Source organism: Agromyces luteolus (assembly GCF_009729855.1).
In the GTDB taxonomy this organism is placed as follows: domain Bacteria; phylum Actinomycetota; class Actinomycetes; order Actinomycetales; family Microbacteriaceae; genus Agromyces; species Agromyces luteolus.
Genome location: NZ_WODA01000002.1, coordinates 12,860 through 39,760 on the forward strand (window position 1 = coordinate 12,860; position 26,901 = coordinate 39,760).

Annotated in this window: 25 protein-coding genes and 1 tRNA gene; 16 read left to right on the forward strand and 10 right to left on the reverse strand. The window is 72.1% G+C overall.

All coding sequences use genetic code 11. From position 1 onward, the window contains the following. Positions 1 to 119 precede the first annotated feature (119 nt). Genes GLX25_RS00205 through rlmC form a run of 3 tightly spaced genes read left to right on the forward strand, consistent with a single transcriptional unit; the run spans position 120 to position 3,855 of the window. On the forward strand, positions 120 to 1,079 hold the full coding sequence (locus tag GLX25_RS00205; protein ID WP_155840222.1) for an ABC transporter ATP-binding protein: 960 nt from the start codon (positions 120 to 122) through the stop codon (positions 1,077 to 1,079). Positions 1,080 to 1,084: 5 nt separating this feature from the next. After that, complete coding sequence (locus GLX25_RS00210) at positions 1,085 to 2,707, forward strand: ABC transporter permease (protein ID WP_205719786.1); 1,623 nt, start codon at positions 1,085 to 1,087, stop codon at positions 2,705 to 2,707. A gap of 23 nt (positions 2,708 to 2,730) precedes the next feature. Further along, positions 2,731 to 3,855, forward strand: coding sequence for a 23S rRNA (uracil(747)-C(5))-methyltransferase RlmC (rlmC, locus tag GLX25_RS00215; RefSeq protein ID WP_166548285.1), 1,125 nt, complete (start codon positions 2,731 to 2,733; stop codon positions 3,853 to 3,855). Between the two features lie 7 nt (positions 3,856 to 3,862). Here the strand turns inward: rlmC and proC are convergent, their stop codons facing one another. Next, positions 3,863 to 4,711 (reverse strand): pyrroline-5-carboxylate reductase, encoded by an 849-nt coding sequence (gene proC, locus GLX25_RS00220; RefSeq protein WP_155840223.1) that lies wholly within the window; start codon positions 4,709 to 4,711, stop codon positions 3,863 to 3,865. Between the two features lie 23 nt (positions 4,712 to 4,734). On the opposite strand from proC, the gene GLX25_RS00225 reads away from it, so the two are divergent. Together GLX25_RS00225 and GLX25_RS00230 are read left to right on the forward strand one after the other, a co-directional pair. Then, positions 4,735 to 5,697: a cation diffusion facilitator family transporter gene (locus GLX25_RS00225; RefSeq protein ID WP_155840224.1), complete on the forward strand. Its 963-nt coding sequence runs from the start codon at positions 4,735 to 4,737 to the stop codon at positions 5,695 to 5,697. Next, positions 5,694 to 6,443 (forward strand): glutamine amidotransferase-related protein, encoded by a 750-nt coding sequence (locus GLX25_RS00230; RefSeq protein WP_155840225.1) that lies wholly within the window; start codon positions 5,694 to 5,696, stop codon positions 6,441 to 6,443. The genes GLX25_RS00225 and GLX25_RS00230 overlap by 4 nt, the downstream gene beginning before the upstream one ends. Positions 6,444 to 6,474: 31 nt before the next feature. Here GLX25_RS00230 and tadA read toward each other — a convergent pair whose 3' ends face one another. Then, positions 6,475 to 6,957, reverse strand: coding sequence for a tRNA adenosine(34) deaminase TadA (gene tadA, locus GLX25_RS00235; protein WP_240898040.1), 483 nt, complete (start codon positions 6,955 to 6,957; stop codon positions 6,475 to 6,477). 49 nt (positions 6,958 to 7,006) lie between these two features. Between tadA and upp the strand changes: the two genes are divergently transcribed. The 3 genes from upp to GLX25_RS00250 all read left to right on the forward strand — a co-directional run bounded on the left by upp (position 7,007) and on the right by GLX25_RS00250 (position 9,761). Then, complete coding sequence (upp, locus tag GLX25_RS00240) at positions 7,007 to 7,639, forward strand: uracil phosphoribosyltransferase (RefSeq protein WP_155840226.1); 633 nt, start codon at positions 7,007 to 7,009, stop codon at positions 7,637 to 7,639. 543 nt (positions 7,640 to 8,182) lie between these two features. Then, positions 8,183 to 8,962, forward strand: coding sequence for a winged helix-turn-helix domain-containing protein (locus tag GLX25_RS00245; protein WP_155840227.1), 780 nt, complete (start codon positions 8,183 to 8,185; stop codon positions 8,960 to 8,962). A 331-nt stretch (positions 8,963 to 9,293) separates the two neighbouring features. Continuing rightward, positions 9,294 to 9,761, forward strand: coding sequence for a MarR family winged helix-turn-helix transcriptional regulator (locus GLX25_RS00250; protein ID WP_240898042.1), 468 nt, complete (start codon positions 9,294 to 9,296; stop codon positions 9,759 to 9,761). Positions 9,762 to 9,789: 28 nt separating this feature from the next. On the opposite strand, the gene GLX25_RS00255 is transcribed toward GLX25_RS00250, so the two are convergent. The 4 genes from GLX25_RS00255 to GLX25_RS00270 all read right to left on the reverse strand — a co-directional run bounded on the left by GLX25_RS00255 (position 9,790) and on the right by GLX25_RS00270 (position 15,693). After that, complete coding sequence (locus GLX25_RS00255) at positions 9,790 to 11,718, reverse strand: S41 family peptidase (RefSeq protein WP_155840228.1); 1,929 nt, start codon at positions 11,716 to 11,718, stop codon at positions 9,790 to 9,792. A gap of 397 nt (positions 11,719 to 12,115) precedes the next feature. Further along, entirely contained in the window at positions 12,116 to 12,430 is a 315-nt protein-coding gene (locus tag GLX25_RS00260) for a GNAT family N-acetyltransferase (protein ID WP_271192317.1), read from the reverse strand. 41 nt (positions 12,431 to 12,471) lie between these two features. After that, complete coding sequence (locus GLX25_RS00265) at positions 12,472 to 13,686, reverse strand: hypothetical protein (RefSeq protein WP_155840230.1); 1,215 nt, start codon at positions 13,684 to 13,686, stop codon at positions 12,472 to 12,474. Between the two features lie 129 nt (positions 13,687 to 13,815). Further along, positions 13,816 to 15,693: a glycoside hydrolase family 15 protein gene (locus GLX25_RS00270; protein WP_155840231.1), complete on the reverse strand. Its 1,878-nt coding sequence runs from the start codon at positions 15,691 to 15,693 to the stop codon at positions 13,816 to 13,818. A gap of 95 nt (positions 15,694 to 15,788) precedes the next feature. Here GLX25_RS00270 and GLX25_RS00275 point away from each other — a divergent pair, with 95 nt between their 5' ends. After that, complete coding sequence (locus GLX25_RS00275) at positions 15,789 to 17,729, forward strand: alpha-amylase family protein (protein ID WP_155840232.1); 1,941 nt, start codon at positions 15,789 to 15,791, stop codon at positions 17,727 to 17,729. A gap of 101 nt (positions 17,730 to 17,830) precedes the next feature. Here the strand turns inward: GLX25_RS00275 and GLX25_RS00280 are convergent. Further along, positions 17,831 to 17,903: transfer RNA gene (locus GLX25_RS00280), tRNA-Arg, on the reverse strand. Between the two features lie 167 nt (positions 17,904 to 18,070). On the opposite strand from GLX25_RS00280, the gene GLX25_RS00285 reads away from it, so the two are divergent. Both GLX25_RS00285 and GLX25_RS00290 read left to right on the forward strand, forming a co-directional pair. Next, positions 18,071 to 18,394: a DUF7882 family protein gene (locus GLX25_RS00285; protein WP_155840233.1), complete on the forward strand. Its 324-nt coding sequence runs from the start codon at positions 18,071 to 18,073 to the stop codon at positions 18,392 to 18,394. A gap of 171 nt (positions 18,395 to 18,565) precedes the next feature. Further along, positions 18,566 to 19,096: an SRPBCC family protein gene (locus GLX25_RS00290; RefSeq protein WP_155840234.1), complete on the forward strand. Its 531-nt coding sequence runs from the start codon at positions 18,566 to 18,568 to the stop codon at positions 19,094 to 19,096. Here GLX25_RS00290 and GLX25_RS00295 read toward each other — a convergent pair. Next, on the reverse strand, positions 19,093 to 19,446 hold the full coding sequence (locus GLX25_RS00295; RefSeq protein ID WP_155840235.1) for a DUF7882 family protein: 354 nt from the start codon (positions 19,444 to 19,446) through the stop codon (positions 19,093 to 19,095). The two genes, GLX25_RS00290 and GLX25_RS00295, sit on opposite strands and share 4 nt — an antisense overlap. 119 nt (positions 19,447 to 19,565) lie before the next feature. Here GLX25_RS00295 and GLX25_RS00300 point away from each other — a divergent pair, with 119 nt between their 5' ends. The 4 genes from GLX25_RS00300 (at position 19,566) to GLX25_RS00315 (ending at position 22,990) form a co-directional block, all read left to right on the forward strand. Next, complete coding sequence (locus GLX25_RS00300; RefSeq protein ID WP_271192318.1) at positions 19,566 to 20,447, forward strand: SDR family oxidoreductase; 882 nt, start codon at positions 19,566 to 19,568, stop codon at positions 20,445 to 20,447. Positions 20,448 to 20,487: 40 nt separating this feature from the next. Beyond that, complete coding sequence (locus GLX25_RS00305; RefSeq protein WP_155840236.1) at positions 20,488 to 20,760, forward strand: DUF7218 family protein; 273 nt, start codon at positions 20,488 to 20,490, stop codon at positions 20,758 to 20,760. A 10-nt stretch (positions 20,761 to 20,770) separates the two neighbouring features. Next, positions 20,771 to 21,745, forward strand: a complete 975-nt coding sequence (locus GLX25_RS00310; RefSeq protein WP_155840237.1) for a DNA topoisomerase IB — start codon at positions 20,771 to 20,773, stop codon at positions 21,743 to 21,745. Positions 21,746 to 21,901: 156 nt separating this feature from the next. Then, positions 21,902 to 22,990 (forward strand): fatty acid desaturase family protein, encoded by a 1,089-nt coding sequence (locus GLX25_RS00315; protein ID WP_166548358.1) that lies wholly within the window; start codon positions 21,902 to 21,904, stop codon positions 22,988 to 22,990. 24 nt (positions 22,991 to 23,014) lie between these two features. Here the strand turns inward: GLX25_RS00315 and GLX25_RS00320 are convergent, their stop codons facing one another. After that, positions 23,015 to 23,356 (reverse strand): DUF7882 family protein, encoded by a 342-nt coding sequence (locus tag GLX25_RS00320; RefSeq protein WP_166548286.1) that lies wholly within the window; start codon positions 23,354 to 23,356, stop codon positions 23,015 to 23,017. Between the two features lie 53 nt (positions 23,357 to 23,409). Next, on the reverse strand, positions 23,410 to 25,875 hold the full coding sequence (locus tag GLX25_RS00325; protein ID WP_155840239.1) for an ATP-dependent DNA ligase: 2,466 nt from the start codon (positions 25,873 to 25,875) through the stop codon (positions 23,410 to 23,412). Between the two features lie 68 nt (positions 25,876 to 25,943). On the opposite strand from GLX25_RS00325, the gene ku reads away from it, so the two are divergent. Next, complete coding sequence (gene ku / locus GLX25_RS00330; RefSeq protein ID WP_155840240.1) at positions 25,944 to 26,891, forward strand: non-homologous end joining protein Ku; 948 nt, start codon at positions 25,944 to 25,946, stop codon at positions 26,889 to 26,891. Positions 26,892 to 26,901 lie beyond the last annotated feature (10 nt).

A 26,901-nucleotide genomic window follows, 5' to 3' on the forward strand; every position in this document is an offset into this window, starting at 1 on the left:
CGCGATCGGAGGCACCGGATGACACCGCCGCGAGCCGAGCGGTCCGCGGCGTCGCGGGGCGTCGCGTGCCGTCGCGTGGCGCTGGTGGCGCGATCGCGCACGCGCGTAGCATCGCGCCCATGAGCACCGTCATCAGCATCCGCGGCCTCGAGAAGCGCTTCGGTCGCACCGTCGCCCTCGACGGGCTCGACCTCGAGGTGGCGCAGGGCGAGATCCACGGCTTCCTCGGGCCGAACGGCGCGGGCAAGTCCACGACGATCCGGATCCTGCTGGGCCTCGCCAGGGCGAGCGGCGGCGAGGCGCGGCTGTTCGATCGCGATCCGTGGCGGGATGCCGCCGACCTGCATCGGCGCGTCGCCTACGTCCCGGGCGACGTGAGCCTCTGGCCGAACCTGTCCGGCGGCGAGGCGATCGACCTGCTCTCGCGCCTGCGCGGCGGCACCGCCGACCGCGCCGCCTACGCCGAGCGGAAGGCGCGGCTGATCGAGGCGTTCCAGCTCGACCCGCGGAAGAAGGGCCGCGCCTACTCGAAGGGAAACCGCCAGAAGGTCGCGCTCGTCGCCGCCTTCGCGACGCCGGCCGAGCTGTACATCCTCGACGAGCCGACGAGCGGGCTCGACCCGCTCATGGAGCAGGTCTTCAACCGCGAGATCGACCGCGCCGCCGCGGACGGCGCGACGGTGCTGCTGTCGAGCCACATCCTCTCCGAGGTCGAGACGCTCTGCGACCGGGTGAGCATCATCCGCGCCGGGCGCCGGGTCGAGGCGGGCACGCTCGCCGAGCTCCGCCACCTGACCCGGTCGTCGGTCGCCTTCGTGCACGTGCCGGGCCAGGAGTCCGCCGTGGAGGCGCTCGACGGCGCCCACGACGTGGTCGTGAACGCGGGCCGCGTGCAGTTCACCGCCGACAGCGATCGCGTCGCCGCGCTCCTGCCCGAGCTCGGCCGGCTCGGGGTCGAGGGGCTGACCGTCGCCCCGCCCTCGCTCGAGGAGCTCTTCCTGCGCCACTACGGCGACGATCCGGCGATGGCGGATGGCGCGCCCGCGGCATCCGGGGCCGGTGCCGAGGCCGCACGGTGAGCCCGGTGGGGCTGCTCGTCCCGCTCGTCGCGTCGCGCGCGCGGCGGGACCGCCTCCAGCTGGTCCTGTGGATCGCCGGCACCGCCGGCCTCGCACTCATGGCCACCGCCGCCGTCGGCAGCACCTTCGGCGACGAGTCGGAGCGCGAGTCCATCCTGCGACTGACGATCATCGCGCCCGCGATCCTCATCTTCCGCGGCACGCCGAACGGCGCGGGCGAGGGCGAGTTCGCGGTCTTCCTGATCCTCGCGTTCCTCTGCCTCATGGCGGGCCTGATGAGCACGTTCCTCGCGGTGCGGCACACGCGCGGCGACGAGGAGCAGAGCCGGGCCGAACTCGTGGCCGCGACGCCGGCCGCGCGCACGCTGCCGACCGCGGCCACCGTCGTGCACGGCGTGCTCGCGAACCTCGTCCTCGCGATCGCCGTGGCCATCGCGTTCATGGCGAGCGGGCTGGATGCCGCGGGCTCGGCGGTCACGGGCCTCGCGGTCGGCGCGACCGGCGTCGCCTTCCTCGGCGTCGGGCTCGTCGCGGCGCAGCTGTTCCGCACGTCCCGCAGCGCGAACGCCCTGTCGGTCGCGCTCGTGCTGGCCGCCTACCTCGTCCGCGGCCTCGGCGACGCCCTCGGCGAGGCATCCGACGACGGGCTCTTCCGGACCGCAGCCTGGCCGAGCCGGCTCTCGCCGATCGGCTGGGCGCAGCGGACCGAGCCGTTCGCCGCGAACGACCCGACGCCGCTGCTGCTCTCGATCGGGCTCGCCGTGGTGCTCATCGGGCTGGTGTTCGTCTTCCAGTCCGCGCGCGACAGCGGCGCGAGCCTCCTGCCCGGGCGCGCCGGGCGCGCCGCGGCCGGTCCACTGCTCTCCGGCCACGTGGGCCTCGCCTGGCGGTTGAACGCGGGCGCGATCGCGTCGTGGGCCGTCGGCGCCGTCCTCGCCGGCGCGCTCGCCACGACGCTCACGCCCCTCGTCGACCAGATCGGCTCCGACGCCCCGGCGATCGCCGAGACGCTCCAGCAGGTCGCCGGCCCGAACGCGTCGCTCGAGGAGGCGTTCACGGTCACGTTCTTCTCGATGGTCGGCATCCTCGCGGCAGCCGCCGCGCTGCAGGCCGTCATGCGCGCGCGGCTCGAGGAGGCGCACGGCTCGGCCGAGCCCGTGCTCGCGACGCCGGTGCCCCGTCGCGCGTGGCTCGGCGGGTACGCACTCGTCGGTGCGCTCGCGGTCGTCGTGATCCTGGTGCTCTCCGCGGGCGGGGCGCTGCTCGGCTCGCTCGCCTCCGACGACCCGGCCGCCTCGGCGGAGAACGCGCTGCAGTCGGCCCTCGCCCAGGCGCCGGCCGCGCTCGTGTTCCTCGGGCTGGGCCTCGTCGTCTTCGTCCTCGCACCCCGCCTGACGATCCCGGTCGCGTGGGCGCTGCTCGCCGCCGGAGCGTTCTTCGGCATCTTCGGCGAGCTCCTGGGCCTGCCCGACTGGCTGCACGACCTGTCGCCGTTCGCGCACTCCCCCCTGCCCGTGGGCGGCGAGGTCGACTGGACGGGCGGGTTCTGGATGCTGGGCATCGCCGCGGCGGCGACCGCACTCGCCGTCGTCGCGATGGGACGGCGCGAGCTCGCGACCGAGGGCTGACCGGATCGACGTAGCCTTGACGGGTGGACTGCGCCTACTTCGACGCGGGGCGCTGCCGGTCGTGCTCGCTCATGGGGCGCCCGTACCCGTCGCAGCTCGGCGACAAGCAGGCGCACGCCGAAGAGCTGCTCGGCGCGTTCGACGTCCCGCAGTGGCTGCCCCCGGTCGCGAGCGGCGAGCGCGACTACCGCAACAAGGCGAAGATGGTCGTCGGCGGCACGGTCGACGCGCCGACGATCGGCATCCTCGACGCCGACGGCCACGGCGTCGACCTGCAGGCGTGCGGCATCTGCTCGCCGGGGCACCGCGCCGCGTTCCCGGTGCTCGCCCGGTTCATCACGCTCGCCCGCATCACGCCCTACGACGTCGTCGCCCGCCGCGGCGAGCTGAAGCACCTCATCGTGACCGAGTCGCCCGACGGCGAGCTCATGGTGCGGTTCGTACTGCGCTCGACCGAGCCGCTCGGCCGCATGCGCAAGCACCTGCCGACGCTGCTCGCCGAGCTCCCGCAGGCGCGCGTCGTCACCGCGAACCTCCTGCCCGAGCACAAGGCCGTGCTCGAGGGCGCCGACGAGGTCGTGCTCACCGAGGCCGACACGCTGCCCATGCGGCTCAACGACGTGACGATGCACCTGCGCCCGCAGAGCTTCTTCCAGACGAACACCGCGATCGCCGAGGCGCTCTACGCGGAGGCCCGCGACTGGATCCGCGACCTCGCGCCGGAGGACGCGTGGGACCTCTACTCCGGCGTCGGCGGCTTCGCGCTGCACCTCGCCGGCGGCGAGACCGCCGTCACGGGCATCGAGACGAGCGTCGAGGCGGTCGCGAGCGCCGAGCTGAGCCGGACGGATGCCGCGCTGTCGCGGGTCCGCTTCGCGGCGGGCGACGCGACCGAGTTCGCGCTCGGCGCGGCATCCGCCCCCGACCTCGTCGTCGTGAACCCGCCCCGCCGCGGGATCGGTGCCGACCTCGCGGGCTGGCTCGAGCGGTCGGATGCCGCGCACGTGCTCTACTCGTCGTGCAACGTCGCGTCGCTCGCGAAGGACCTCGCGGCGATGCCGTCGCTCCGGCCCGTGAAGGCGCGCGTGTTCGACATGTTCCCGCAGACCACGCACTTCGAGGTCATGGTCCTCCTCGAGCGCACCTGATCCCGAGCTACGCGCCGGCGGCGAGCTCGCGGGCGCGGGCGAGGGCGGCGTCGGTCGCGCGGGCGAAGAGGTCGGGGAGGTCGGCGTCCTCGAGGACGGCGATCGCCCGCTCCGTGGTGCCCTTCGGGCTCGTGACGCGTCGGCGCAGCTCGGCGGGGTCGTCGACGGATGCCGCGAGCAGCTCGCTCGCGCCCCGGAACGTGCCCTGGACCATCACGGCGGCCTGTTCCGGGGCGAATCCCTTCGCGATCGCCGCCCGCTCGAGCGCCTCGATGAGGAGGAAGACGTACGCCGGCCCGGAGCCGGAGATCGTCGAGAGCGCGTCGAGCTGCGACTCGGGCACCACGAGCACCTCGCCGACCGTCTCGAAGAGCGAGACGACGAGGGCCAGGTCCTCCGACGACGAACGGGTGCCCGCGGAGACGCCGGTGACCGCGCGACCGACGACCGCGGGCGTGTTCGGCATCGTCCGAACGACCGAGACGTGCGACGGAAGGTGGGCCTCGAAGGTCGCCACAGTGACGCCGGCGGCGACGCTCACGACGATGGCGCCGGGCTCGAGCGCGTCGGCGATCTCGTCGAGGAGGTCGGGCACCATGGCGGGCTTCACGGCCACGACGACGAGCTTCGCGCCGGCGACCGCGCGACGGTTCGCCGCGGCATCCGTCTCGGTCGCGAACGCCGTCACCCGCGGCTCGTCGTCGAACTCGGCGGCGCGCGCCGCGCTGCGGTTCGTGGCCGCGATGCCGGCCGCCGAGACGTGCGGCTGAAGCAGCCCGGCGAGCACCGCGCGGGCCATCGATCCGGCGCCGAGGAAGGCGATCACGGGCAGGTCAACGGGTTGCGAGGGGGCCATGCCAGCCATCCTAGGATTGGCGCATGAGCGCATCCGGCGGCACGAAGGCGATCCTGGCGGCATTCCTCGCGAACACGGGCATCGCCGTGACGAAGTTCATCGCGTGGTTCTTCTCCGGGTCCGCGTCGATGCTCGCGGAGGCGGTCCACTCGGTGGCGGATGCGGGCAACCAGCTGCTGCTCTTCTTCGGCGGCCGGCAGGCCAAGCGCGAGGCCGACCGCGAGCACCCGTTCGGCTACGGGCGCGAGCGCTACGTGTACGCGTTCGTCGTGTCGATCATCCTGTTCTCGGTCGGCGGCGTGTTCTCGATCTACGAGGGCGTCGAGAAGATCCAGCACCCCCACGAGCTCGAGGTGCCGTGGCTGCCGATCCTCGTCCTCGTGATCGCGATCGTGCTCGAGTCGTTCTCGCTGCGCACGGCGGTGAAGGAGTCGAACCGGATCCGCGGCAAGCAGACCTGGGTGCAGTTCGTGCGCCGCGCGAAGGCGCCCGAGCTGCCCGTCGTGCTGCTCGAGGACGTCGCGGCGCTCCTCGGCCTCGTGTTCGCCCTCTTCGGCGTGGGCCTCACGATCATCACCGGCAACACGATCTTCGACGCGATCGGCACGCTCATGATCGGCACGCTGCTCATCATCGTCGCGATCATCCTCGGCATGGAGACCAAGAGCCTGCTGGTGGGCGAGGGCGCGAACGAGGCCGACGTGAAGAAGATCGAGCAGGCGATCCTCGCCGGCCCCGAGGCCGAGCGGATCATCCACATGAAGACCCTCTACCTCGGGCCCGACGAGCTGCTCGTCGCCGCGAAGCTGGGGTTCCACGGCGGCGAGACCCTCGCCGAGGTGTCGACCGCGATCAACGTCATCGAGCAGCGCATCCGCCACGCGGTGCCCGCTGCACGCGTGATCTACGTCGAGCCCGACATCTACGTCGATCCGAACCTCGCCGCGCCGCCCACCGACGCGATCGTCATCAAGGGCCTCGAATGACGGATGCCGCCGGCACGGCCGGCCGACCCGTCGCCCTGGTCCTGCGCCACGACTCCGCCATCGGCCTCGGCAACCTCGGGCCCGCGCTCGAGGTGCACGGCTACGAGGTCCGGTTCCTCGACGCGCCGACCGAGGACGTGACGGCCGTCGACCCGCTCGCGCCCGACCTCGTCGTGGTGCTCGGCGGCGAGGAGGGCGCGTACGAGACCGACGCGTACCCGTACCTCGCCGACGAGCTCGACCTGCTGCGCACGCGCATCGCCGCCGAGGCGCCGATCTACGGCGTCTGCCTCGGCGCGCAGCTGCTGGCGGCCGCGCTCGGCGCGGACGTGTACCGAGGCCCGCGCAAGGAGGTCGGCTGGCTCGGCGTCGACCTCACCGAGGCCGGCGAGGGCTCGCCCGTGCGCCACGCGGAGGGCGTGCGGTTCGTGCAGTGGCACGGCGACACGTTCGACCTGCCCGAGGGCGTCGAACGCCTCGCCGGGTCGCCGCAGTACGCCAACCAGGCGTTCCGCCGCGGCGACTGGCTGCTCGCGGTGCAGTTCCACCCCGAGATCGACCGCGAGATCCACGACGACTGGCTCGCGGCGTGGGGCGACGAGCTGCCGGAGTACGGGCTCGACGTCGCCGAGATGCGCGAGCTCCAGGCGACCTGCGGCCCCGCCGCCGAGACCGCGTCGGCCGCGATCCTCGGCGAGTTCGTCGAGGGCCTCGCCCGGCGCGGCGCGCTGCCGCGCGCGAGCTGAGCCGCTCCCGGTTCCGCCGGGTGCGGCGCGCTCAGCCCGCGGTGGTCGGGCGGCGCAGCGGATCCTCGAAGAAGTCGCGGAGCAGCCGTGCCGAGGCGTCCGCCTCGACCTCCGCGTAGACCTCGACGCGATGGTTCAGGCGCCGGTCGCGGAGCACGTCGTAGACCGAGCCGGCGGCGCCGGCCTTCTCGTCCCACGCGCCGAACACGACGGTCGGGACGCGCGCGGCGAGGATCGCGCCGGCGCACATCACGCACGGCTCGAGCGTCACCACGAGGGTGCAGTCGGTGAGGTGCCGGTCGCCGGTGACGCGGGCAGCCTCCCGGATGGCGAGGAGCTCGGCGTGCGCCGTCGGGTCCTCGTGCAGCTCGCGCTCGTTGCGCCCGGTCGCGACGACCTCGCCGTGGCGGACCACGACGGCGCCGACGGGCACGTCGCCCGAGACGAGGGCGGCGGATGCCTCGGCGAGGGCGAGCCGCATCCATTCGACGTGCTCAGGGCGCTGCACCGGCATCCGTTCGCCCCTTCTCATCGGCGGAACCCCCGCAACTAGACTCGAGCCTATGCGAGTCCACGTTGCCGACCACCCGCTCGTCACCCACAAGCTCACGGTGCTCCGCGACGAGACGACGCCGTCCCCGGTGTTCCGCTCGCTCGTCGAGGAGCTGATGACGCTCCTCGCCTACGAGGGCACGCGCGAGGTGCGCGTCGAGCCGGTCGACATCGTGACGCCGGTGGCCCCGACGACGGGTGTGCGCATCGCCGACCCGAAGCCGCTCATCGTGCCGATCCTGCGCGCCGGCCTCGGCATGCTCGAGGGCATGGTCAAGCTGCTGCCGTCGGCCGAGGTCGGCTTCCTCGGCATGGCCCGCAATGAAGAGACGCTCGAGCCGACGACGTATGCCGAGCGGCTGCCAGACGACCTGTCGGGTCGGCAGTGCTTCGTGCTCGACCCGATGCTCGCGACGGGCGGGTCGCTGATCGCGGCGATCGACTTCCTGCTCGCGCGCGGGGCGACGGATGTCACGGCCATCTGCATCCTGGCGGCGCCCGAGGGCCTGCAGGCCGTCGAGCAGGCGATGGCCGGCCGCGACGTCACGGTCGTGCTCGGCGCGGTCGACGAGCGACTGAACGAGCACGGCTACATCGTGCCGGGCCTCGGCGACGCCGGCGACCGGCTGTACGGCCTGGTCTGACGGCCTCGGCCCCGCCCGGCGTCATGGCGTGGCGTCGACGTGCGGTTCGTGTTACGCACGCCTCACCTCGCAGGATCTTCGCTGTGAGACACGCCGTGCGGAGAACGATCCGGCAAGATTCGAGAATTCACCTCGCTCTCGAAGAATCTTCCGCATCCGACGACCGGCACATCGGACCTCCCCTCTCCACGTCCCCGCGCGCGCACCGCGTGCGACGTCACGCACGGTCATCGGCGGGTCACGGTTTGACACATCCGCACGCCTGGGTTTGACTTTCGCCCATGACTGACACCGCACGCTCCCTGACCGCCCTCGAGGCTCAGTGGACTGCCGGCGCGATGATGCCGGCGCGTGCGTCCATGTGTTGTCGAATGTGCCGCTGACCAGCGAACCCCCGCCGAGCACGCGACCGATCCCATCCGGACCGGAACGGCTCCGTCGAACCCGACACCTCTGATCGGGCTCTCCCCGGCCCACTCGGGCCCTTCGCTCCGACCCCGCGACGACGGGGCCGTCGACGCATCTTCAGCACAAGGATCCGCCATGTCTCTCACCCTCGCTCCCGCCGTCCGCACCGCGCACCCCGCCGTACGCCCCACGCACCCGGCCGCGTACCGCCCCCAGCCGGCCGCCGCACGGCCCGCCGCCCCGGCGGCGGCGCCCGTCGCCCCCGCTGCTCCCGTCGCGCCCGCGGCACCGCGGCCTCGTGCCGTGCCCGAGGGCACCGAGGCGCGCGGCTTCGTCCTCTACGTCGGCATCGACGAGCTCAAGGCCGCGGCCGACGGCACCAGCCTGCACCGCATCGTCGAGGCCCTCCGCACGCTCACGACCGAGCTCGCGCCCTCCGCCGAGACGTACGCGGCGGTGGCCCTCGCGCCCGAGGGAGCCGGCGGCCGAGACGTCGACGTCGTGCGACTCGCCCTGCAGGACCCGGCCGCGCTCGCCCGCCAGCGCGAGTCCCAGGGCCTGAGCGACGACGCCGACCGCCACCCCGACGGCGTCATCATCGACATCTCGCGCAAGCGCGTGCTGCTCGATGGCGAGCCCGCCGGCCTGACGTACAAGGAGTTCGAGCTCCTGCAGTACCTCGTGCTCCGCGAGGGTCGCACGATCGACCGTCACGAGCTCATCGACGGCCTGTGGGCCGGCGACGACGAGATCCCGAACGAGCGCACGATCGACGTGCACATCCGCCGGCTCCGCTCGAAGCTCGCCCACTACCAGGACATCGTCCGCACCGTCCGCGGCGTCGGCTACCGCTTCGACCGGCACGCCGACGTCTCGATCCGCCAGGCGTCGACGCCGAGCCCCGACGTGTTCTGAGCCGGGTCATCGCCCGCTCGTCGGGACTCTCAGGAAACTCCCCCGCATTCGGGGCACATCCCACTAGCGCCCGTTATCGATCCGTTATATATTCGTAGCGCACCGGCTGTTTGCTGTGGCGGCTGGTGCGGAATGTGATTGCAGGACACTCTTGGTGCAAGGGAGAGGGCCGGTCGTCAGCCTCTACGACCGGCCCTCAACCGTGTCCGCCCCCAGTTGAGGGGGCCCCGCCGCGCCATCCCGGTCCCGGCACTCGGCGCCGGTTCCATGCATCCCTATCCTTGGTCTCATCGGCGGCTGTGCGCCGCACGTCCGACGAGAGGAGCCGGGGTTGGCGGATCGCGCGATGGCGGTGGCGGCGTGGGAGGCGCTCTTCCGCGCCCAGGTCTCGATCATGCGCCGGCTCTCGGCGGAGTTCCCGACCGAGGTCATGTCGCTCAACGAGTACGACGTGCTCTTCAACATCTCGCGCGCTCCCGGTCGACGGCTCCGCCTGAAGGACCTCAACCGCCACGTCCTCATCTCACAGCCGAGCGTGAGCCGGCTCGTCGACCGGCTCGCCGCGCGCGACTGGGTCGAGAAGACGGATGACCCGCTCGACGGCCGCGGCACGATCGTGCAGCTCACCGCCAAGGGCTTCCAGGAGTTCCGCCGCGCCGCCATCCACCACATGGAGGCGATCACCGACCGCATGGGCGGCGGCCTCGACGAGGACGAGCTGCGACAGCTCATCGACCTGTGCGACCGTCTGCGCGAGGCGCAGGACCCGCCCCCGACCGGCCAGCAGCGCGAGGGCTGATCGGCCGCATCGGGTCCGCGAGGTCGCGCTACACGCCGATCAGGCGCGAGGCCACGAGGTCGTCGCCGTCGAACCCCTCCAGTCGGAGCACGCTGTCCGGCGTCGCGCCGTCGACGGATATGTCGAGCAGCGTCGTCCCGTCCTGGGTGGTCGTGGTCCCGACGGGTCGGCCGTCGAGGTAGACGTCGACGCTGTCGATCGAATCGGTCTGGAGGGTGAGCGTGCGTCGGCCGTTCGACGGAGCGCCGAGCGCCGCCTCGAGCATCCGGGGCGTCCGTTCGGCCAACAGCCGCCCTGCCGCCTCCATGAGATCCACGTTGTCCTCCATGACGTCCCGTCGCGTGAGGCGGTGGACCTCGTCCGGCACGATCCCGAGGTCCTCGACCGGCTGGCCGAACCGATCGCCGACCCGGAGGCAGCGCCGGAGCGACACGCGGTAGGCGGCACCCGCGGGCAGCGGTCGCAGCGGCCCGCCCGTCCAGTCCGCGCGCAGGTCCTCATGGGTGAGCACGTTCGCCCCTCCCGCGCCGGTGTTGTCGTCGACGCCGAGCACGGGCCCGATCGCGTGGTCCTGGAAGCCGGCGGCGAAGATGTCGGTGGCGCTGTAGCAGAGCGCGTCGGTGACCAGCACCACCGGTCCGTGGTACAGCTGGCCGACCCCGTTGACGACGTCCTCGGGGTAGAGCGGCAGCGCCCGCGAGAACGGCGCGCCCGTGGTGATCGACTCGTCGATCGAGGGCTTCCAGTCGCGGTAGTCGGCGACCCGGCCGGTCAGGTCCGCGGTGAGCCGGGTGTTGATGAACTGCATCGGCTCGGGCCGGACCCGGCGGGGCGTGAAGAACTGCAGGAGGAACTCGGAGGCGATGACGAAGCCGCCGCCGTTGCCGCGGACGTCGAGGATCAGGCCCTCGCGCGGCAGCACCGACGTCAGCCGCGCGACCTCCTCGATGAACGCCTCGATCCGGCGATCCTGCATGAAGAACGTGAAGATCCGCAGGTGTCCGAACGTGCCGCTCGCCGTCGCGACCGTCCGCGCCTTGAGCTCGGTCGGCCGCGTGGTCGGCACGATCCCGGCCTCCTGCTGCGCCTTGGTGGCCCGCGGGACGTCGAGCGAACTGCGCTCGACCCGCGCCTCCTCCTTCAGGGAGGCCGGGGCGAACAGGCGGCGCTTCACCTGGCGGCTGAGCTCGGTCTTCAGGTCGAGTCCGACCAGGTGCGACGCCGGCGACGCGACCCCCTGGGGGAGCTCGGCACTCGCATCGCCGCCGCCCAGGTCCGCCGCGGATTCGAACACGCGCCAGGGCAGGCGCGTCTCGTGCTCGGCAGCGCCGACGCGGTACGTCAGGTCCACCCAGTCCTCGTCCGGCGGCAGCGACATGCCGACCGGCCGGATCGTCATGTTCTCCAGGCCTCGCGCGAGGCTCGCCGCCGTGTTGCTGCCGGCCTCGCGGGCGGCGTTGCGTTCGACGGCGATCGCCATCGGGCTGCCGTTCCAGTGCGTGACCTCGGCGCCGACGACCAGGTCGGGGTCTCCCGTGAGATGGTCGAAGGTCTTGGTCACGATCCACTTCGTCGTCCCGGCGTCCGCGCAGCGCTCGACGAGGATGCCGAGGAAGGCGAAGCCCGCATAGCGGTCGGGGAGGATGTAGTTCGTGTGCAGGTCGCGCAGTCCGAGGAAGACTCGCTGCAGCGCGACGTGGAACTCCGGCTCGGTGAGCACCGGCAGCCGCGACCGCAGCAGTCGCAGGCCCTGGAGCGGGTCGACCGCGTGCATCGCGCGCTTCAGCGGCAGGTGGACGTAGAGCCCCTCGATCAGGATCTCCGCCTGGTCGACGAGCGTCCTCCGTTGGGCTTCGGTGAGTGCGCCGGACTCCACGTGCGCGCGGAACTCCGGCATCGTGCGGACCGCACCGAGTCCGTGGCCGCGCCCCATCCCGATGACGTTGATCGATGGCATGAGATCCCCCCGGATCCCGTCCTACTCCTCCCCGACGAAAATGAACAGTCCTCATTTCCTCGGACGAGGCGCTCCGGTGACCGCGGCTGTCCGGTGGACGCGCCGCTCCGGTCCGCGCGACGCGCGCGAGCGGGCATGACGGTGGGACGGGAACCCTACCTCCCGCCCCACCGCGGCCTCACAGGAGGCCCTCCCCGCCGAGCGACCCGAACTGAGCTCGGCGAGCCACCTCCCGAGCGACCGTGCTGGGACATCCGGTCGCATTCGCCGCGGTGCAGCGATCTGTCGGGTCGGGTCCCGACTCGGGTTTTGAGGAATCGTATCGTTTTGCGGTGACGGCGGCAGTGCCCCAGAGCGGGGGGCACGGATCGGACGCGGCGTTCCGGTTCGGCCGCGCTCAGGCGGTGGCGGGCTGGCCGCCGGGCCAGTCGATCGACTCCTCGTAGCCCGGGTGCTTCCGCAGCCACGCGGCGATGAACGGGCAGCGCGGCACGATCCGCTCGCCGCGGCGAACCGCATCCTCCACGACGAACCTCGCGAGCATCGACCCGAGGCCGCGGCCCTCGAACGCCGGGTCGACGACCGTGTGGGTGAAGATGATGCGCCCCGGACTCGCCCGGAACTTCGCGAAGCCGGCCTGGCCGCCGCCGAGGAGCAGCCGGTAGCGGCTCGCCTCGTCGTCGCGGACGATCTCGACGTCGTCGTCGGTCACGGGATCTCCTCTCCGCGCGGGCCGGTCGGCCCGCAGGCTCATCAGGTGGAACGCGCGAGGGCCGGCTGCATTCCCGGTGGTGGCGCACCGGCGAACGCGAACGTGGGGATGGTGGCGGTGCGGACCCGGTCGCCGAGCGCCGCTGCGCTGCGCGTCGGGGACGCGACGAGCTCGCCGACCGCCGCCGCGAGCGCGGGCGCGTCGACCCGTTCCGGATGCGTCGTGACGACCAGCGCGATGAGCCAGACGAACACGAGCGCGAATGCGACGACCTCGAACACGGTCAGCGACGCCAAGCCGAGGCCGTCGTAGACGACCCATGCGGCGACCTCGGTCACGAGCGACGCGACCGAGGTCACGACGAGCCTCCGCGGCATCCGTCGCACGAGCCACGGGGTCCCGGCGGCCAGCAGGAAGAAGGCCGCGCCGGCCGCGCTCGCGAACACGTTGTGCAGCGTCTCGTCGGCGTCGATCGGCACGAGGCCGACGCCGGCGAGCGCGAAGCCGATGATGCCGACGAGGCCGTGCACGACCATCCGCGCGCCCCGGCGCGCCCGGTACTCGGGCCGCGCGAGCCCTCGGACGAGTCGACCGGCCATCGCCGCCATCGCACCGCCCGAGAGCACCAGGCCGGCGTTGAACCACACGGCGGCGACGTCGTCGGATGTCCCGAGCGTGCTGAAGTTGCGGACCCACCACTCGCCGGTGTCGGTGAGGCTCATGCTCGCGAGGCATCCGGCCGCCAGGAGCATCGCGACCACGTTGAAGGACCGGTAGACGGACTGGTGGTGGGCGCGGCGATGCACGGCGCCGGTCGTGGCGCCGAGCCCTCCGGCGAGCACGGCGCACGCGGCGAGGTGGCCGCCCGGGAACCCGTCGAACGCCCCGGCGGAGCTGCCCACCGCGAGCGCCGCGATCGTCGCCCACACCGACGCGTTGGCGAACGCGCCGAGCTGCGGGCTCGCGCGCGGGACGAAGCACGCCGCCGGCCCGCCGCGACGCCGGGCGGGCACCGATGCGACGGTGAGGGCGGCGAGCAGGAGCAGGGCGACGAGCACCGCGACCGCGAGGCACAGCACGTCGACGACGACGTGCCCCGCACCGAGTGCCTCGTCGTGCGGATGGGGGACGAGGTGGACGAGCCGCGTCGCCGCCGCCACCGCGACCGCCGCCGCGATCGCGACCATCGCCGAGACGAGGGCAGCGTGACGGGCGACCGGCGCCTGGCCGGTCGCAGCGGCGCTCGCACCCCTCATAGTCGAACTCTCGATCGCGGGAATCTGACCGGTCAGAGCCTAACCGGAGGCGTCCGTCCTGCCGAAGTCCGCTTCCGGGGGACAACGGGGATCCATGGCGGATTCACAGGCGTCCGGGCCGCGACGCGGTCAGTCGATCCGGCGGCCGCGCCGGAGCACGGGCTCGACGTCGCCGGAGCCGTGGTCGAGCTGGTAGTCGAGGTTCACCGCCGCGTTGATCAGCGCGAGGTGGCTGAACGCCTGCGGGAAGTTGCCCAGCTGCTCGCCCGTGAGCCCGATCTCCTCGGCGTAGAGGCCGAGGTGGTTGGCGTACGTGAGCATCTTCTCGAACACGAGCCGCGCCTCGTCGAGGCGGCCCGAGCGCGCGAGCGCGTCGACGTACCAGAACGAGCACAGCGTGAACGTGCCCTCCGAGCCCTTCAGCCCGTCCGGTGCGGCCGCGGGGTCGTAGCGGTAGACGAGGCTGTCCGAGACGAGCGAGTCGTCGATGGCCTCGAGCGTCGACATCCACATCGGGTCCCGCGGCGTGATGAAGCCCATGAGCGGCATGAGCAGCAGCGAGGCGTCGAGCACGTCGCTGCCCTCGTGCTGCACGAACGCCTGCCGCGTGGGGTCGAAGGACTCCATGATGCGCTCGTAGATGCGGTCGCGCTCGTGCACCCACCGCGTCATCGACGCGGGCCGGCCGTGCGACCGGGCGATGCGGATGCCGCGGTCGAGCGCCACCCACGACATGAAGCGGCCGTAGGTGAACTTCTGGGGGCCGCCGCGGGTCTCCCAGATCCCCTCCTCCGGCGTGTCCCAGTGGTCGCAGAGCCAGTCGAGCATCTCCCTGACCTTCATCCACCCGGCGTGCGGGAGCTCGAGGCCGTGGGTGTCGGCGAGGTGGATCGAGTCCATCGCCTCGCCGAAGATGTCCAGCTGGAGCTGGCCGGCCGCGCCGTTGCCGACCCGGACCGGCCTGGACTTCCGGTACCCGGAGAAGTGCTCCAGCGTCTCCTCGCCGAGGTCCGACGAGCCGTCGACGCGGTACATGATCCGCAGCGGCGCCGTGTCGGATCCGACGCCCTCGTGGATCCGCTGGAGCAGCCATCCGACGAAGGCCTCCGCCTCGTCCTGGTAGCCGAGGCTGAGGAGCGCGTAGACCGAGAACGAGGCGTCGCGGATCCAGGTGTACCGGTAGTCCCAGTTGCGCTCGCCGCCGATCTGCTCGGGCAGTCCGGTGGTCGGCGCGGCGACGAGCGCGCCCGTCGGCGCGTACGTCATGAGCTTCAGCGTGATCGCCGAGCGGGCGACCATCTCCCGCCAGCGGCCCGTGTACGTCGAGCGGTCGTTCCAGCGGCGCCAGTACCGTCGCGTCTCGAAGAAGGTCGCGATGAGCTCGTCCTCGCTGATCTGCCGGGCGTCGACGTCGCCCGACTCGAGCATGACGCCCGTGAGCTCGCCGGCGCGGAGCGTGATCGTCACCTTCACGCCCTGGTCGACGACCTCGACCTTCCCGGCCCGCTCGTCGCCGTGCAGGATCGGGTCGCCGACGCGATGCAGGGTGAGCACGAGGTCGTCGGAGACGAACTTGGCACCGGGACCCGACGGCACGAGCCGGTGCGGTGCGCGGCCGTAGTCGAAGCGGGGCTGGATCTCGCCCTCGAAGGTCATCTCCCCCCGGACGACGCGGACCATCCGGACGATCGCGTGCCGGTCGGTCGCGGGCCCCTCGGCCACCGGCATGAAGTCGATCACCTCGCCGACGCCGACGTCCGTCAGGAACCGGGTGATGAGGATGGCGGTGTCCGGCAGGTAGAGCTGCCGGGTCACGTACTCCATGCCGACCGGACGGATGCGGAAGAAGCCGCCCCGCTGGGCGTCGACGAGCGAGCCGAACACGCTCGGGGCGTCGAACCTCGGACTGCAGAACCAGTCGATGGTGCCGTCGGTCGAGACGAGCGCCGCCGTCTGCAGGTCGCCGATCAGGCCGTGGTCGCTGATGTCCGGGTACCGCTTCGCCATACGTCGCCCCTTCCCCCACTGGGGATGGTGGCATGCGGGCGGGTGAGGGGCAAGGGCGGGTGGATGCCGCGGCCCGAATGGTGGAGGCTGGGCGCATGGCACGAATGGGAACCGACGCCGATGTCGACCTCGCCAGGATCCGCCCCGGGGGGCCCGCGGCATCCGCCCACCACGACGCCGACTTCGAGCGGCGCCTCGCCTCCGCCTTCCCGGTGCTGCACGGGCTGTTCCACCGGCTCTACGGCGAGCGCGACGACGCCCTCGACGTGCTCGCCGGCGTGATCGCCGACGCGGCGGCGTCCTGGGCGGAACGACCGACCGACCTCAAGGTCGCCGACGCCCGCCGGGAGCAGGACTCGACCTGGTACCTCTCGAACGGCATGCTCGGCGGCGTCTGCTACGTCGACCGGTACGCGGGCGACCTGACCGGCATCCGCGCGCGCATCCCGGAGTTCGTCGAGCTCGGCCTCACCTACCTGCACCTCATGCCGCTGTTCGCGGTGCCCGAGGGCAACTCCGACGGCGGTTACGCAGTCTCGAGCTACCGCGCGGTCGCCCCGCACCTCGGCACCATCGACGACCTGCAGGGCCTCGCCGCCGAGCTGCGCGCGAACGGCATCTCGCTCGTGCTCGACTTCATCTTCAACCACACGGCGTCGAACCACGAGTGGGCCCGGCGCGCGGTTGCGGGCGAGCCCGGGTACGAGGACTTCTACCTGATCTTCCCCGACCGCGCGATGCCCGACGCGTACGAGAAGACGGTGCGCGAGATCTTCCCCGACGACCACCCGGGCTCGTTCGTGCCGCTGCCCGACGGTCGCTGGATCTGGGCCACGTTCCACACGTTCCAGTGGGACCTCAACTACGCGAACCCCGCGGTCTTCCGGGCGATGGCCGGCGAGATGCTGTTCCTCGCGAACCTCGGCGTCGACGTCCTGCGCATGGACGCGGTGGCGTTCATCTGGAAGCGACTCGGCACGCCGTGCGAGTCCCTCCCCGAGGCGCACCTGCTGCTGCAGGCGTTCAACGCCGTGCTGCGCATCGCGGCGCCGAGTCTGCTGTTCAAGTCCGAGGCGATCGTGCACCCCGACGAGGTCGTCGAGTACATCTCGCCCGGCGAGTGCCAGCTGTCGTACAACCCGCTCCAGATGGCGCTCACCTGGGAGGCGCTCGCGACGCGCGACCCGCGGATGCTCCGGCAGGCGCTCGAACGCCGGCACGCGCTGCCCGACGGCTGCGCGTGGGTCAACTACGTGCGCGGCCACGACGACATCGGCTGGACCTTCGCCGACGAGGACGCCGCCGAGCTCGGCATCGACGGGTTCGACCACCGCCGGTTCCTCAACGCGTTCTACGTGAACCGCTTCCCCGGAAGCTTCGCGCGCGGCGTGCCCTTCCAGGAGAACCCGCGCACGGGCGACGCACGCGTGGCCGGCACGACGGCCTCGCTCGCCGGCGTCGAGGCCGGCGATCCGCACGGGGTCGACCGCGTGCTGCTCGCCCACGCGATCGCACTGTCGACCGGAGGGATCCCGCTCGTCTACCTCGGCGACGAGGTGGCGCAGCTGAACGACTACGGCTTCGTCGACGACCCCGCGCTCGCCGACGACAGCCGGTGGGTGAACCGGCCGCGCCGCCCCGATGAGGCGTACGCCGCTCGGCACGACCGCGACACCGCGGCCGGCGCGGTGTACGCGGGACTCACGCGCCTCATCCAGGTGCGACGGGGCACCCCGGAGTTCGCGGGCGGGCGACTGGTGCCCTTCGATCCGCGACATCCCACCGTCCTGGCGTACCAGCGCCCGGCGGCGACGGATGGCGCTGCCGCGCCCGGCACGACCGCCATCGTGCTCTGCCTCGCGAACGTCGGCGACGCACCCGCGGCGATCGACGCGCTCACGCTCTCGGGGTTCGCGCCGGAGGCGCACGAGCTCATCACCGACCGGCGGGTCTCGCTCGAGCGCGGCATCGTGCTCGAGCCGTGCCACGTCGCGTGGCTGCGCGTGCGCGCCGCCGACGAGCCCCCGCGGTTCTGAGCGGCACGGCGGCGAGGCATCCGCCCCGCCCTTCGGATGTTCGCGCCGACGGAAGAAGCCCCGGACCCCCGCGTTCTGCGGGATTCCGGGGCTTCGCTCTGCGCGCCCGGAGGGACTCGAACCCCCAACCTTCTGATCCGTAGTCAGATGCTCTATCCATTGAGCTACGGGCGCATGGGATGTCGCCCGGAACCTCTCGGCTCATCAGGCAACCCGGTTACTCTATCTCACGCCGCGGCCTCGCGCCAATCGAGCGCGTCGGCCCGGGCGCGTCGTCGCGCGGTTATCCCCGATCGGAAGCCGAGCCTCCACTCGGCGGCCGCCGGCATTAGCATTCCGCCATGGGCAAGCTGATCTACAACTCCTCGAACCGCGAGATCGAGATCGAGGACCGCACGCTCGCGCACCTGCGCGTCGCCATCATCAACAAGCTGCGTCGGTCCGAGAGCTTCGCCATGACCTGGGAACACGGCATCGAGCACGGGAGCGGCCGCACCACCCTCTGGCTCCACGAGTCGGTGCCCCTGCAGTTCGTGTTCAGCGGCAACCGCCCGCCGAAGCTCAACCGCCTGTGGATCGAGCAGATGCTGCTCTCCGCCAACAGCACGAGCGGGCTGCAGAACGTGCCGGAGCCCGAGGAGAACGAGCCCTTCGACTTCGAGTGAGCGGATGCCGGCGGCTGCGTGGATGCTCGATCGCGCCCCGCGACGCACGGTGCCCTCCCTTCCGTGATAACAGCCGCCCGTTCGGGCGGCAACCCCTCGATCCGCGGGTCGGGTCGTGCCTACGGTGGCCGCCGCGTGCGATCCCGCACGCGGGACGGAAGGGAGATCACCATGAGCACGACCGTGACCGCCGACATCGAGGTGGACGTGCCGGTTCGCGTGGCCTACGACCAGTGGACCCAGTTCGAGACGTTCCCGCGCTTCATGAGCGGAGTGGACTCCATCCGCCAGGTCGATGACGCGACGACGCACTGGGTGGTGTCGGTCGGCGGGGCCACCCGCGAATTCGACGCGGACGTCTCCGACCAGGTTCCCGACGACCACGTCGCCTGGCACAGCACCACCGCCGAGGTCGACCATCGCGGCCGCGTCGAGTTCCGTCCGGTCTCGGACGACCGGACCCGCGTCGACGTCACGCTCGAGTGGGAGCCGGAGGGCTTCGTGGAGAAGGCGGGCGCCGCGCTCGGCGTCGACGACCGGCAGGTCGAGCACGACCTGCGGAAGTTCAAGGAGTTCATCGAGTCCCGCGAGGCTCCGACCGGGGCCTGGCGGGGTGAGGTCCACGGGGGCGGCGCAGCCGCCGACCAGGGCGCGCTCGGCGACGACGGGATCGTCGGCCAGGACCCGGACCTCCGCCCCTAGGCGCTCGCGGGGTCGGGCCCGTCGACCTCGTCGGCGGCGCCCGGCGCCGGGTCGAGGTGCTCGGGCACGAGTTGGATGCCACCCGTGGAGTTCGCGCTCCGCATGAGCTCCTCGAGGTAGGTCCGGCTGAGCTCCGGCGGCTCGGGATCGTCGAACACGAATCGCAGCGGGATGTTCGGGTGGAGCCACAGCGTGCTGCGCCCGTCCGGCTGATCGTCGGGGTGCTGCCACGACACCGTGAAGGACTCGCCCCGGCGGAGCTTCGTGACCACGGCGACCTGCAGATGCGCCAGCGCCCGGTCCGCTATGCCGATCGCGGTCCCGGCGTTCCCGTAGTACAGCGTGCCCATGGCGACGAGGCTACCGCGACGCGCTCGACCGCACGCCGTACGCGGTCCGTCAACCCCCTCGGCCCATCCCGTGCACGCGCGTAGCGTGACCGCACGGACACTCGGAAGAGGAGGCCTGCGTGCAGGACCACCTGGTCGACCCGACCACGAAGCACACCGCGGAGCCGTTCCCGCAGCAGGAGCAGCTCCCGCCCGGCATGACCCCGCGGATGACACCGCAGCCCGACCACGGCGAGTACAGCTACCGCGGCGCGGGCCGATTGGCGGGACGGCGAGCGCTCATCACCGGCGGCGACTCCGGCATCGGCCGGGCCGTCGCGATCGCGTTCGCCAGGGAGGGTGCGGACGTCGCCATCTCGTACCTGCCCTCCGAGCAGGAGGACGCCGACGAGACGGCCTACTGGATCCGCGACGCGGAGCGGCGCGCCGAGCTCCTGCCCGGCGACCTCGTCGACGAGCAGCACTGCGCCGACCTCGTCGAGCAGACCTGCGACGCGTTCGGCGGCATCGACCTGCTCGTGCTGAACGCGGCGCACCAGCGCGACCGGGGCGGCATCGACGAGGTGCCGACCGACGACTTCGACGAGGTCATGCGCGTCAACCTGTACTCGAGCGTGTTCCTCGCCCGGGCGGCGGTACCGCGCATGGACGCCGGCTCGTCGATCATCACGACGTCGTCGATCCAGGGCTTCGACCCGTCATCCCGTCTCGTGGACTACGCGATGACGAAGGCGGCGCTCGTGGCGTTCACGAAGGCGCTGGCCGAGGAGCTCGGGCCCCGCGGCATCCGCGTCAACTCGGTCGCGCCCGGCCCCATCTGGACGCCGCTCATCCCGTCGACGGGATGGCCCGACAAGCTGCCGAAGTTCGGCCAGGACACGCCGCTCGGCCGCGCGGGGCAGCCGGCCGAGCTCGCGGGCGCCTACGTGTACCTCGCGTCGGACGACGCGTCGTTCACGTCGGGCGCGATCCTGCCGGTCACCGGGGGCAAGCCCCTCTGACCGGCGCCACGACCCCGCACGGAAGGAAGGAGAGACCGACATGCCCGGCAACCGACGAGGACAGAACTCGCTGAAGGACCCGGAACTGTACGAGGAGCTCCGCGACGACGGCGCCTCCAAGGAGAAGGCCGCCCGGATCTCCAACGCGGCCGCAGCGCGGGGCCGTACGGCGGTCGGCAGGAAGGGCGGCGAGTCCGGCAGCTACGACGACTGGACCGTGCCCGAACTGAAGAAGCGCGCGAAGGAACTCGGCCTGACGGGCTACAGCGGCAAGCGCAAGGGCGAGCTCATCGACGCCCTGCGCAACCACTGAGGGGCGACGGATGCCGCGACTGCGACGCGTCGAACCGTACGCGTCACCCGGGCTCACGCGCCGTCGCAGCGGTCGCGGCTTCACCTACCGCCACGCGGACGGATCGGCCGCCGACCGCGCCGATCGCAACCGGATCGCGGACCTCGCGATCCCGCCCGCGTGGGACGACGTCTGGATCGCCGAAGCGCCGAACGCGCACATCCTCGCCGTCGGCGTCGACGCGGCCGGCCGTCGCCAGTACCTGTACCACCCGGTCTGGCGCGAGCGGCAGGACGCCGAGAAGTTCGAGCGGATGACGGCGCTCGCCGAGGTGCTCCCCGCGGCTCGGCGCGGGGTCCGCCGCGACCTCGCGCTCGACGAGCTGCTGCGCGAGCGCGTGCTCGCCGCGGCCTTCCGCACGCTCGACCTCGGCGCCATCCGGATCGGGTCGGAGGAGTCGCTCGCGCAGGCCCGCAGCCGCGGGCTGACGACGCTGCTCGTGCGGAACGCCCGCCTGGACGGCGTCGACGCCGTGCGACTCCGGTTCCGCGCGAAGGGCGGCGTCGCGCAGGAGCTCGTGCTGGAGGATGCGGCGCTCGCGGCGTTCGTGGAGGGGATGTCGGGCCGCTCGCCGGCGGCGAGGCTCTACGCGTTCGCGGAGGGTCGGCGCATGAGGCCGCTCGGTCCGATCGACGTCAACGAGGACATCCGGTCGCGGACGGGCGGCGACTTCACGGCGAAGGACTTCCGGACGCTCCGTGGGACGATCGCGGCGGCGGACCGGCTCGCGGAGCTCGGCACCGCCGGAACGACGCGCGCCCGTTCCGCCGCGGTTCGGGAGGCGATCGTCAGGGCGAGCGAGGTGCTCGGCAACACGCCCGCGATCGCGAAGGCGAGCTACGTGGACCCGCGGGTCGTCGAGGCGTACGAGCACGGCCGCCTGGTGGGACTCCGGGGCGGACGGGAGCGCGCACTGCTGCAACTGCTCGTCGACGACGTCGCCTGAACCGTGCGGCGGCCGTGCGTCTGCTGGGCATCCTCCACATGTGCGTCGAGCGGTACATACGCCGCCATACGCTAGCCCTATCCACTGCGGGCGGATGCCCGCGAGACACCGGCTGGGAAGTCGACGACGACGGGCCGGATCATCAGCGCATCACTCATCCCTGCACCGCACCTCGGTGCGCTCCGCACCACGAAGCCGCGCGGTGATCGCCCCGGCGTCACCCAGAGCTACGCGGCCCTGTCGCAGGTCATCAAGGAGAGCGGGCTGCTCCGCCGGACGCCGATCTTCTACTCGCTGCTGGTCGGCGGGCTCGTGCTCGCACTGGGAGGCGCCGTCACGGGCTTCGTCCTGCTCGGCGACACCTGGTACCAGCTGCTCATCGCAGGGGCGCTCGGGATCATCTTCACGCAGTTCGCCTTCTTCGCCCATGAGGCGTCGCACCGCGCGGTGCTCTCGTCGGGCCGAGCCAACGACCGCGTCGGACGCCTCGTCGCGACGGCCATGGTCGGCATCAGCTACCAGTGGTGGATGACGAAGCATACGCGGCACCACGCGAACCCGAACCGGATCGGCAAGGACCCGGACATCGAGTTCGACACGATCTCCTTCACCGAGGAGTCGGCGGCGCGGCAGCGCGGGATCATCGCGTGGATCACGCGCCGACAGGGCTGGCTGTTCTTCCCGCTGCTCCTCCTCGAGGGCCTCAACCTGCACGTCACGTCGATCCGCTCGCTGTTCGAGCGCCGCGCGATCCCCGGGAGGGCGTTGGAGCTCACGCTCATCGCGGTGCGCCTCGGCGCCTATGTCGCCGTCGTGTTCTGGTTCCTGCCGCTCGGCATGGCGTTCGCGTTCCTCGGGGTGCAGCTCGCCGTCTTCGGCGTGTACATGGGCGCATCCTTCGCGCCGAACCACAAGGGCATGCCGATCGTGCCCGCCGACGCGAAGCTCGACTTCCTGAGCAAGCAGGTGCTGACGAGCCGCAACATCACGGGTCGCTGGACCGGCGCGCTCATGGGCGGCCTGAACCACCAGGTCGAGCACCATCTCTTCCCGAGCATGCCGCGACCGCATCTCGGGCGGGCGCGGGAGATCGTCAGGGAGCACTGCCGCTCGATCGGCGTCCCCTACACCGAGACGACCCTGCTCGACTCGTACGGCATCGTGGTGCGGTACCTGAACCGGGTCGGGCTCTCGGCGCGCGACCCGTTCGACTGTCCCGCTGCGGGCGAGTTCCGTCGACGCTGACTCCGCCCGTCCGGAAGCGGGAGCCTACGCCGCCTCGACGGGCTTCGGTCCGGTCGGCTTCCGCGCGGCCGCGTGCTCGAGGTCGAGCACGATGCCTCCGCCCGAGTTGGCGCCGCGCATGAGGTCCTCGATCCACTCGCGGTCGAGCTCGCCGGCCTCGGGCGTCTCGAACACGAACCGGAGCGGGATCGCGGGGTGGAGCCACAGCGAGCTGCGGCCGCGCGTCGGGCCGTCGACGTGGCGCCAGGAGAGGGTGAAGCTCTCGTTGCGACGGAGCTTCGTCGTGATGGCGATCTTGAGGTGGGCGAGGGCTCGGTCGTCGATCTCGATCGGCGTGCCGGCGTCGCCGTAATACAGGGTTCCCACGGCTGAACACTAACCCCCGTCCGGGTGTCAGCGAAATCATCCGTTCGATTCATTCACCCGGGGTGCGCGTCGGCGTCCCCCGGACCCGCCCCGGCCTCGAACCCCACGTCGCCCGCCGCCTTGTCGGGCCTGAGGCCTCGCCAGCGCGGATGCCGCGCCACCCCGGTCCGCGTCCACTCGCCGAACTCGATCTCCCCGACGACCTCGGGCCGGACCCAGACGGCGTCCGCGGCGTCCGCGGCCGGGACGTCGATGAACGGCGAGGTGTCCCCCGCGAGCCCGTCGAGCACTCCCTGCAACCGCTCGGTCTCGCGCTCGCGGAGGCCGGACCCGACGCGGCCCGCGTAGCGGAGCCCGTCGGGGGTCGGCACGCCGACGAGCAGCGAGCGTATGCGGCCGACCCGCGTGCCGGACCCCATCCGGTACCCGCCGATGACGACCTCCTGGGTCCGCGAGAGCTTGACCTTGACCCAGTCGTCGCTCCGGACGCCGGGCTCGTAGCGCGAACCGCGTCGCTTCGCGACGATCCCCTCGAGCCCGAGCCGTCGCGCCTCCTCGAGCGCGTCCTCCGCGCCCCGCCCCACGACCGGCGGCACGTCGACGGGTGCGTCCGCGTTCGGCCGCACGAGGCGTTCGAGTCGCTCGCGCCGGCGATCGTACGGCTCGTCGACCGTGGGGGTGCCCGCCACCTCGAGCACGTCGAACAGTTGCAGTCCGACCGGGACGGATGCCGCGGCCGCGGCGATCTCGCGCGGCTTGCCGAGGTTCATCCGGCGCTGCAGCAGCCCGAAGTCGGGCCGGCCCTCCTCGTCGAGTGCGACGATCTCGCCGTCGACCACGGCGTCCGCGCGGAGCGCGGACCCGAGCCCCGCGAGCTCCGGGTACGTCGCCGTCTGGTCGATCCCGTTGCGGCTGACGAGCCGCGCGACGCCGTCCTCCACGCGGGCGACGACGCGGATGCCGTCCCACTTCCACTCGATCGCCCAGTCGTCGCCCGAGACGAGCCCGGGCGTGCCGGCGACCGCGAGCATGGGCTTCGGCACGGGATCGCGCGGGACCGCGCCGGCCGTGCGGAGCGCGCGGGGCGTCGACGTGGCCGGCGCGGCCGCGGCATCCGCCCCTCGCCCCTCGACCGCGGCGCCGCGCTGCTCCTTCATGCGGTGCAGCAGCCACTGGCTCTTCTCGCCGTCGCCCTGCGTGCGGATGAGCGCCAGGCGTACGCGGCCGAGCGGGCCGCCGACCCGGCCGTGCAGCGTGAAGATGACCTCGTCGTCGCGCCACTTCTCGGTCTCGTAGGTGCCCGTGTCCCACACCGTCATGCCCCCGGCGCCGTACTGGCCGTCGGGGATCGTGCCCTCGAAGACGAGGTACTGCATCGGGTGGTCCTCGGTCTGCACGGCGAGGTGGTTCGCGCCCGTGTCGTCCGGCACGCCCTTCGGCACCGCCCAGCTCTTCAGCACGCCGTCGCGCTCGAGCCGCAGGTCGAAGTGCAGGCGCCGCGCGTGGTGCTCCTGGATCACGAAGCGCGGGTCGCCGTCGTTCGCGACGCCCCACGCCGAGTCGGGCATGGGCTCGGGCGTCGAGCCGGCCGTGCGCATCGAGAGGTACGTGCTGAGCGGCCCGTCGGCGGAGGCCCCGGTGACCTCGAGCATCGGATCGCCGCGCTCGGACACGATCGCGACCACCTCGTCGGCTTCGAGCTGGCGCAGGTCCGGATCCTCGAGCTCGTCCCACGTTCGCGGCGCCGCGACCGTCGGACGGAAGCGGCCGCGCAGGGAGTACGGCGCGATCGTCGTCTTCTTGGCGTTGTTCTGGCTCCAGTCGATGAGCACCCTGCCGCTGCGGAGGGTCTTCCGCATGCTCGACACGACCAGGTCGGGGTGGTCGGCCTCGAGGGCCCGTGCGAGTTCGTGCGCGACGGCCGACACCTGCTCCGAGGTCTGCGCGCCGTCGAGCGGCGCGTAGAGGTGGATGCCCTTGCTGCCGCTCGTCACCGGCACGGGGTCGAGGCCGATCGGGTGCAGGAGGTCGCGGACCATGCGCGCGACCTCGGCGCACTCGGCGAGGCCGACGCCCTCGCCCGGGTCGAGGTCGAACACCATTCGGTCGGGATTCGCGGGCGCGCCCGACGCGTCGAAGCGCCACTGCGGCACGTGCAGCTCGATGGCGCCCATCTGCGCGAGCCACACGAGCGTCGCCCGGGCGTCGGCGATCGGGTACGTCTTGTCGCCGTCGGAGTGGTGCTGGATGCCTCGCCGGATCCACTCGGGCGCGTGCTCGAGGTTCTTCTCGAAGAAGGCCTGCTCCGGATGGCTCGGGGTGCCGACCCCGTTCACCCAGCGCTTGCGCGTGATCGGCCGCCCGGCGACGTGGGGCAGCATCACGGGTGCGATCTCGGCGTAGTAGGCGATCATCTCGCCCTTGGTCATGCCGGCCTCCGGGTACATGACCTTGTCGAGGCTCGTCAGACGCAGCCGACGTCCGTCGACGTCGACCAGCTGCGCGGGGCCCTGCGCCATGCCCCCATCCTGCCCGCCGCAGCGGGCAAGGGGTATCGCTCCAGCCGGGCGGGGTGTGTACTGGGGGCATGCGAGCCGTGTGGAAGGGGGCGGTCACGTTCGGCCTCGTCAACGTGCCCGTCAAGCTGTACAGCGCCACCGAGGACCACGACGTGTCCCTGCACCAGGTGCACGACGCGGACGGCGGGCGGATCCGCTACCAGCGCGTGTGCGAGATCGACGGCGAGGTCGTGCCGTACCAGCACATCGACAAGGCGTACGACGACGGCGAACGCACCGTCATCATCACCGACGAGGACCTGAAGTCGCTGCCCGCCGAACGCAGCCGTGAGATCGAGGTCGTCGAGTTCGTGCCGACCGACCAGATCGACCCGATCATGTTCGACCGCAGCTACTACCTCGAGCCCGACTCGGCGTCGAACAAGGCGTACGTGCTGCTGCGCGAGGCGCTCGAGTCGACGGACCGCACCGCGGTGGTACGGATGGCGCTGCGCCAGAAGACGCGGTTGGCCGCGCTCCGCGTGTTCGGCGACGTGCTCATGGTGCAGACCCTGCTCTGGAGCGACGAGGTGCGCCAGGCGAACTTCCCGGCGCTCGACGAGCCCGCGAAGATCACGTCGAAGGAGCTCGACCTGTCGAAGCAGCTCATCGAGAGCCTGTCGAACGACTTCGAGCCCGAGCAGTTCGTCGACGAGTACCAGCAGGAGCTCCGCACGCTGATCCAGGCCAAGCTCGAGCAGGGCGACGCCCTCGACACGGCCGCCACGTTCGGCGAGCAGCCCGAGGAGGAGGGCGGCGAGGTGATCGACCTCATGGAGGCGCTGCGCCAGTCGATCGCCGCGAAGCGCGGCGGCGGGGCGGATGACGCGAAGTCCTCGTCCTCGGCGAAGCCGGCGTCGAAGTCCTCGTCGTCGAAGAAGCCGGCTGCGAAGGGCTCGAGCACGACGTCGTCGAAGTCCGGATCGTCCGATGAGAAGCCGGCGGCGAAGCGCCGCACCGCCAAGAAGGCGGGGTGACTCGCGTCGC

Coding starts and splice junctions, on each gene's coding strand:
- ku (WP_155840240.1), top strand. CDS start 25,944: ATGCGAGCCGTGTGGAAGGGGGCGGTCACGTTCGGCCTCGTCAACGTG.
- tadA (WP_240898040.1), bottom strand. CDS start 6,957: ATGCCGGTGCAGCGCCCTGAGCACGTCGAATGGATGCGGCTCGCCCTC.
- GLX25_RS00265 (WP_155840230.1), bottom strand. CDS start 13,686: ATGAGGGGTGCGAGCGCCGCTGCGACCGGCCAGGCGCCGGTCGCCCGT.
- proC (WP_155840223.1), bottom strand. CDS start 4,711: ATGGCCCCCTCGCAACCCGTTGACCTGCCCGTGATCGCCTTCCTCGGC.
- GLX25_RS00275 (WP_155840232.1), top strand. CDS start 15,789: ATGGCACGAATGGGAACCGACGCCGATGTCGACCTCGCCAGGATCCGC.
- GLX25_RS00245 (WP_155840227.1), top strand. CDS start 8,183: ATGTCTCTCACCCTCGCTCCCGCCGTCCGCACCGCGCACCCCGCCGTA.
- GLX25_RS00255 (WP_155840228.1), bottom strand. CDS start 11,718: ATGCCATCGATCAACGTCATCGGGATGGGGCGCGGCCACGGACTCGGT.
- GLX25_RS00270 (WP_155840231.1), bottom strand. CDS start 15,693: ATGGCGAAGCGGTACCCGGACATCAGCGACCACGGCCTGATCGGCGAC.
- GLX25_RS00205 (WP_155840222.1), top strand. CDS start 120: ATGAGCACCGTCATCAGCATCCGCGGCCTCGAGAAGCGCTTCGGTCGC.
- GLX25_RS00230 (WP_155840225.1), top strand. CDS start 5,694: ATGACGGATGCCGCCGGCACGGCCGGCCGACCCGTCGCCCTGGTCCTG.
- GLX25_RS00325 (WP_155840239.1), bottom strand. CDS start 25,875: ATGGCGCAGGGCCCCGCGCAGCTGGTCGACGTCGACGGACGTCGGCTG.
- GLX25_RS00305 (WP_155840236.1), top strand. CDS start 20,488: ATGCCCGGCAACCGACGAGGACAGAACTCGCTGAAGGACCCGGAACTG.
- GLX25_RS00285 (WP_155840233.1), top strand. CDS start 18,071: ATGGGCAAGCTGATCTACAACTCCTCGAACCGCGAGATCGAGATCGAG.
- GLX25_RS00310 (WP_155840237.1), top strand. CDS start 20,771: ATGCCGCGACTGCGACGCGTCGAACCGTACGCGTCACCCGGGCTCACG.
- GLX25_RS00225 (WP_155840224.1), top strand. CDS start 4,735: ATGAGCGCATCCGGCGGCACGAAGGCGATCCTGGCGGCATTCCTCGCG.
- GLX25_RS00290 (WP_155840234.1), top strand. CDS start 18,566: ATGAGCACGACCGTGACCGCCGACATCGAGGTGGACGTGCCGGTTCGC.
- GLX25_RS00295 (WP_155840235.1), bottom strand. CDS start 19,446: ATGGGCACGCTGTACTACGGGAACGCCGGGACCGCGATCGGCATAGCG.
- upp (WP_155840226.1), top strand. CDS start 7,007: ATGCGAGTCCACGTTGCCGACCACCCGCTCGTCACCCACAAGCTCACG.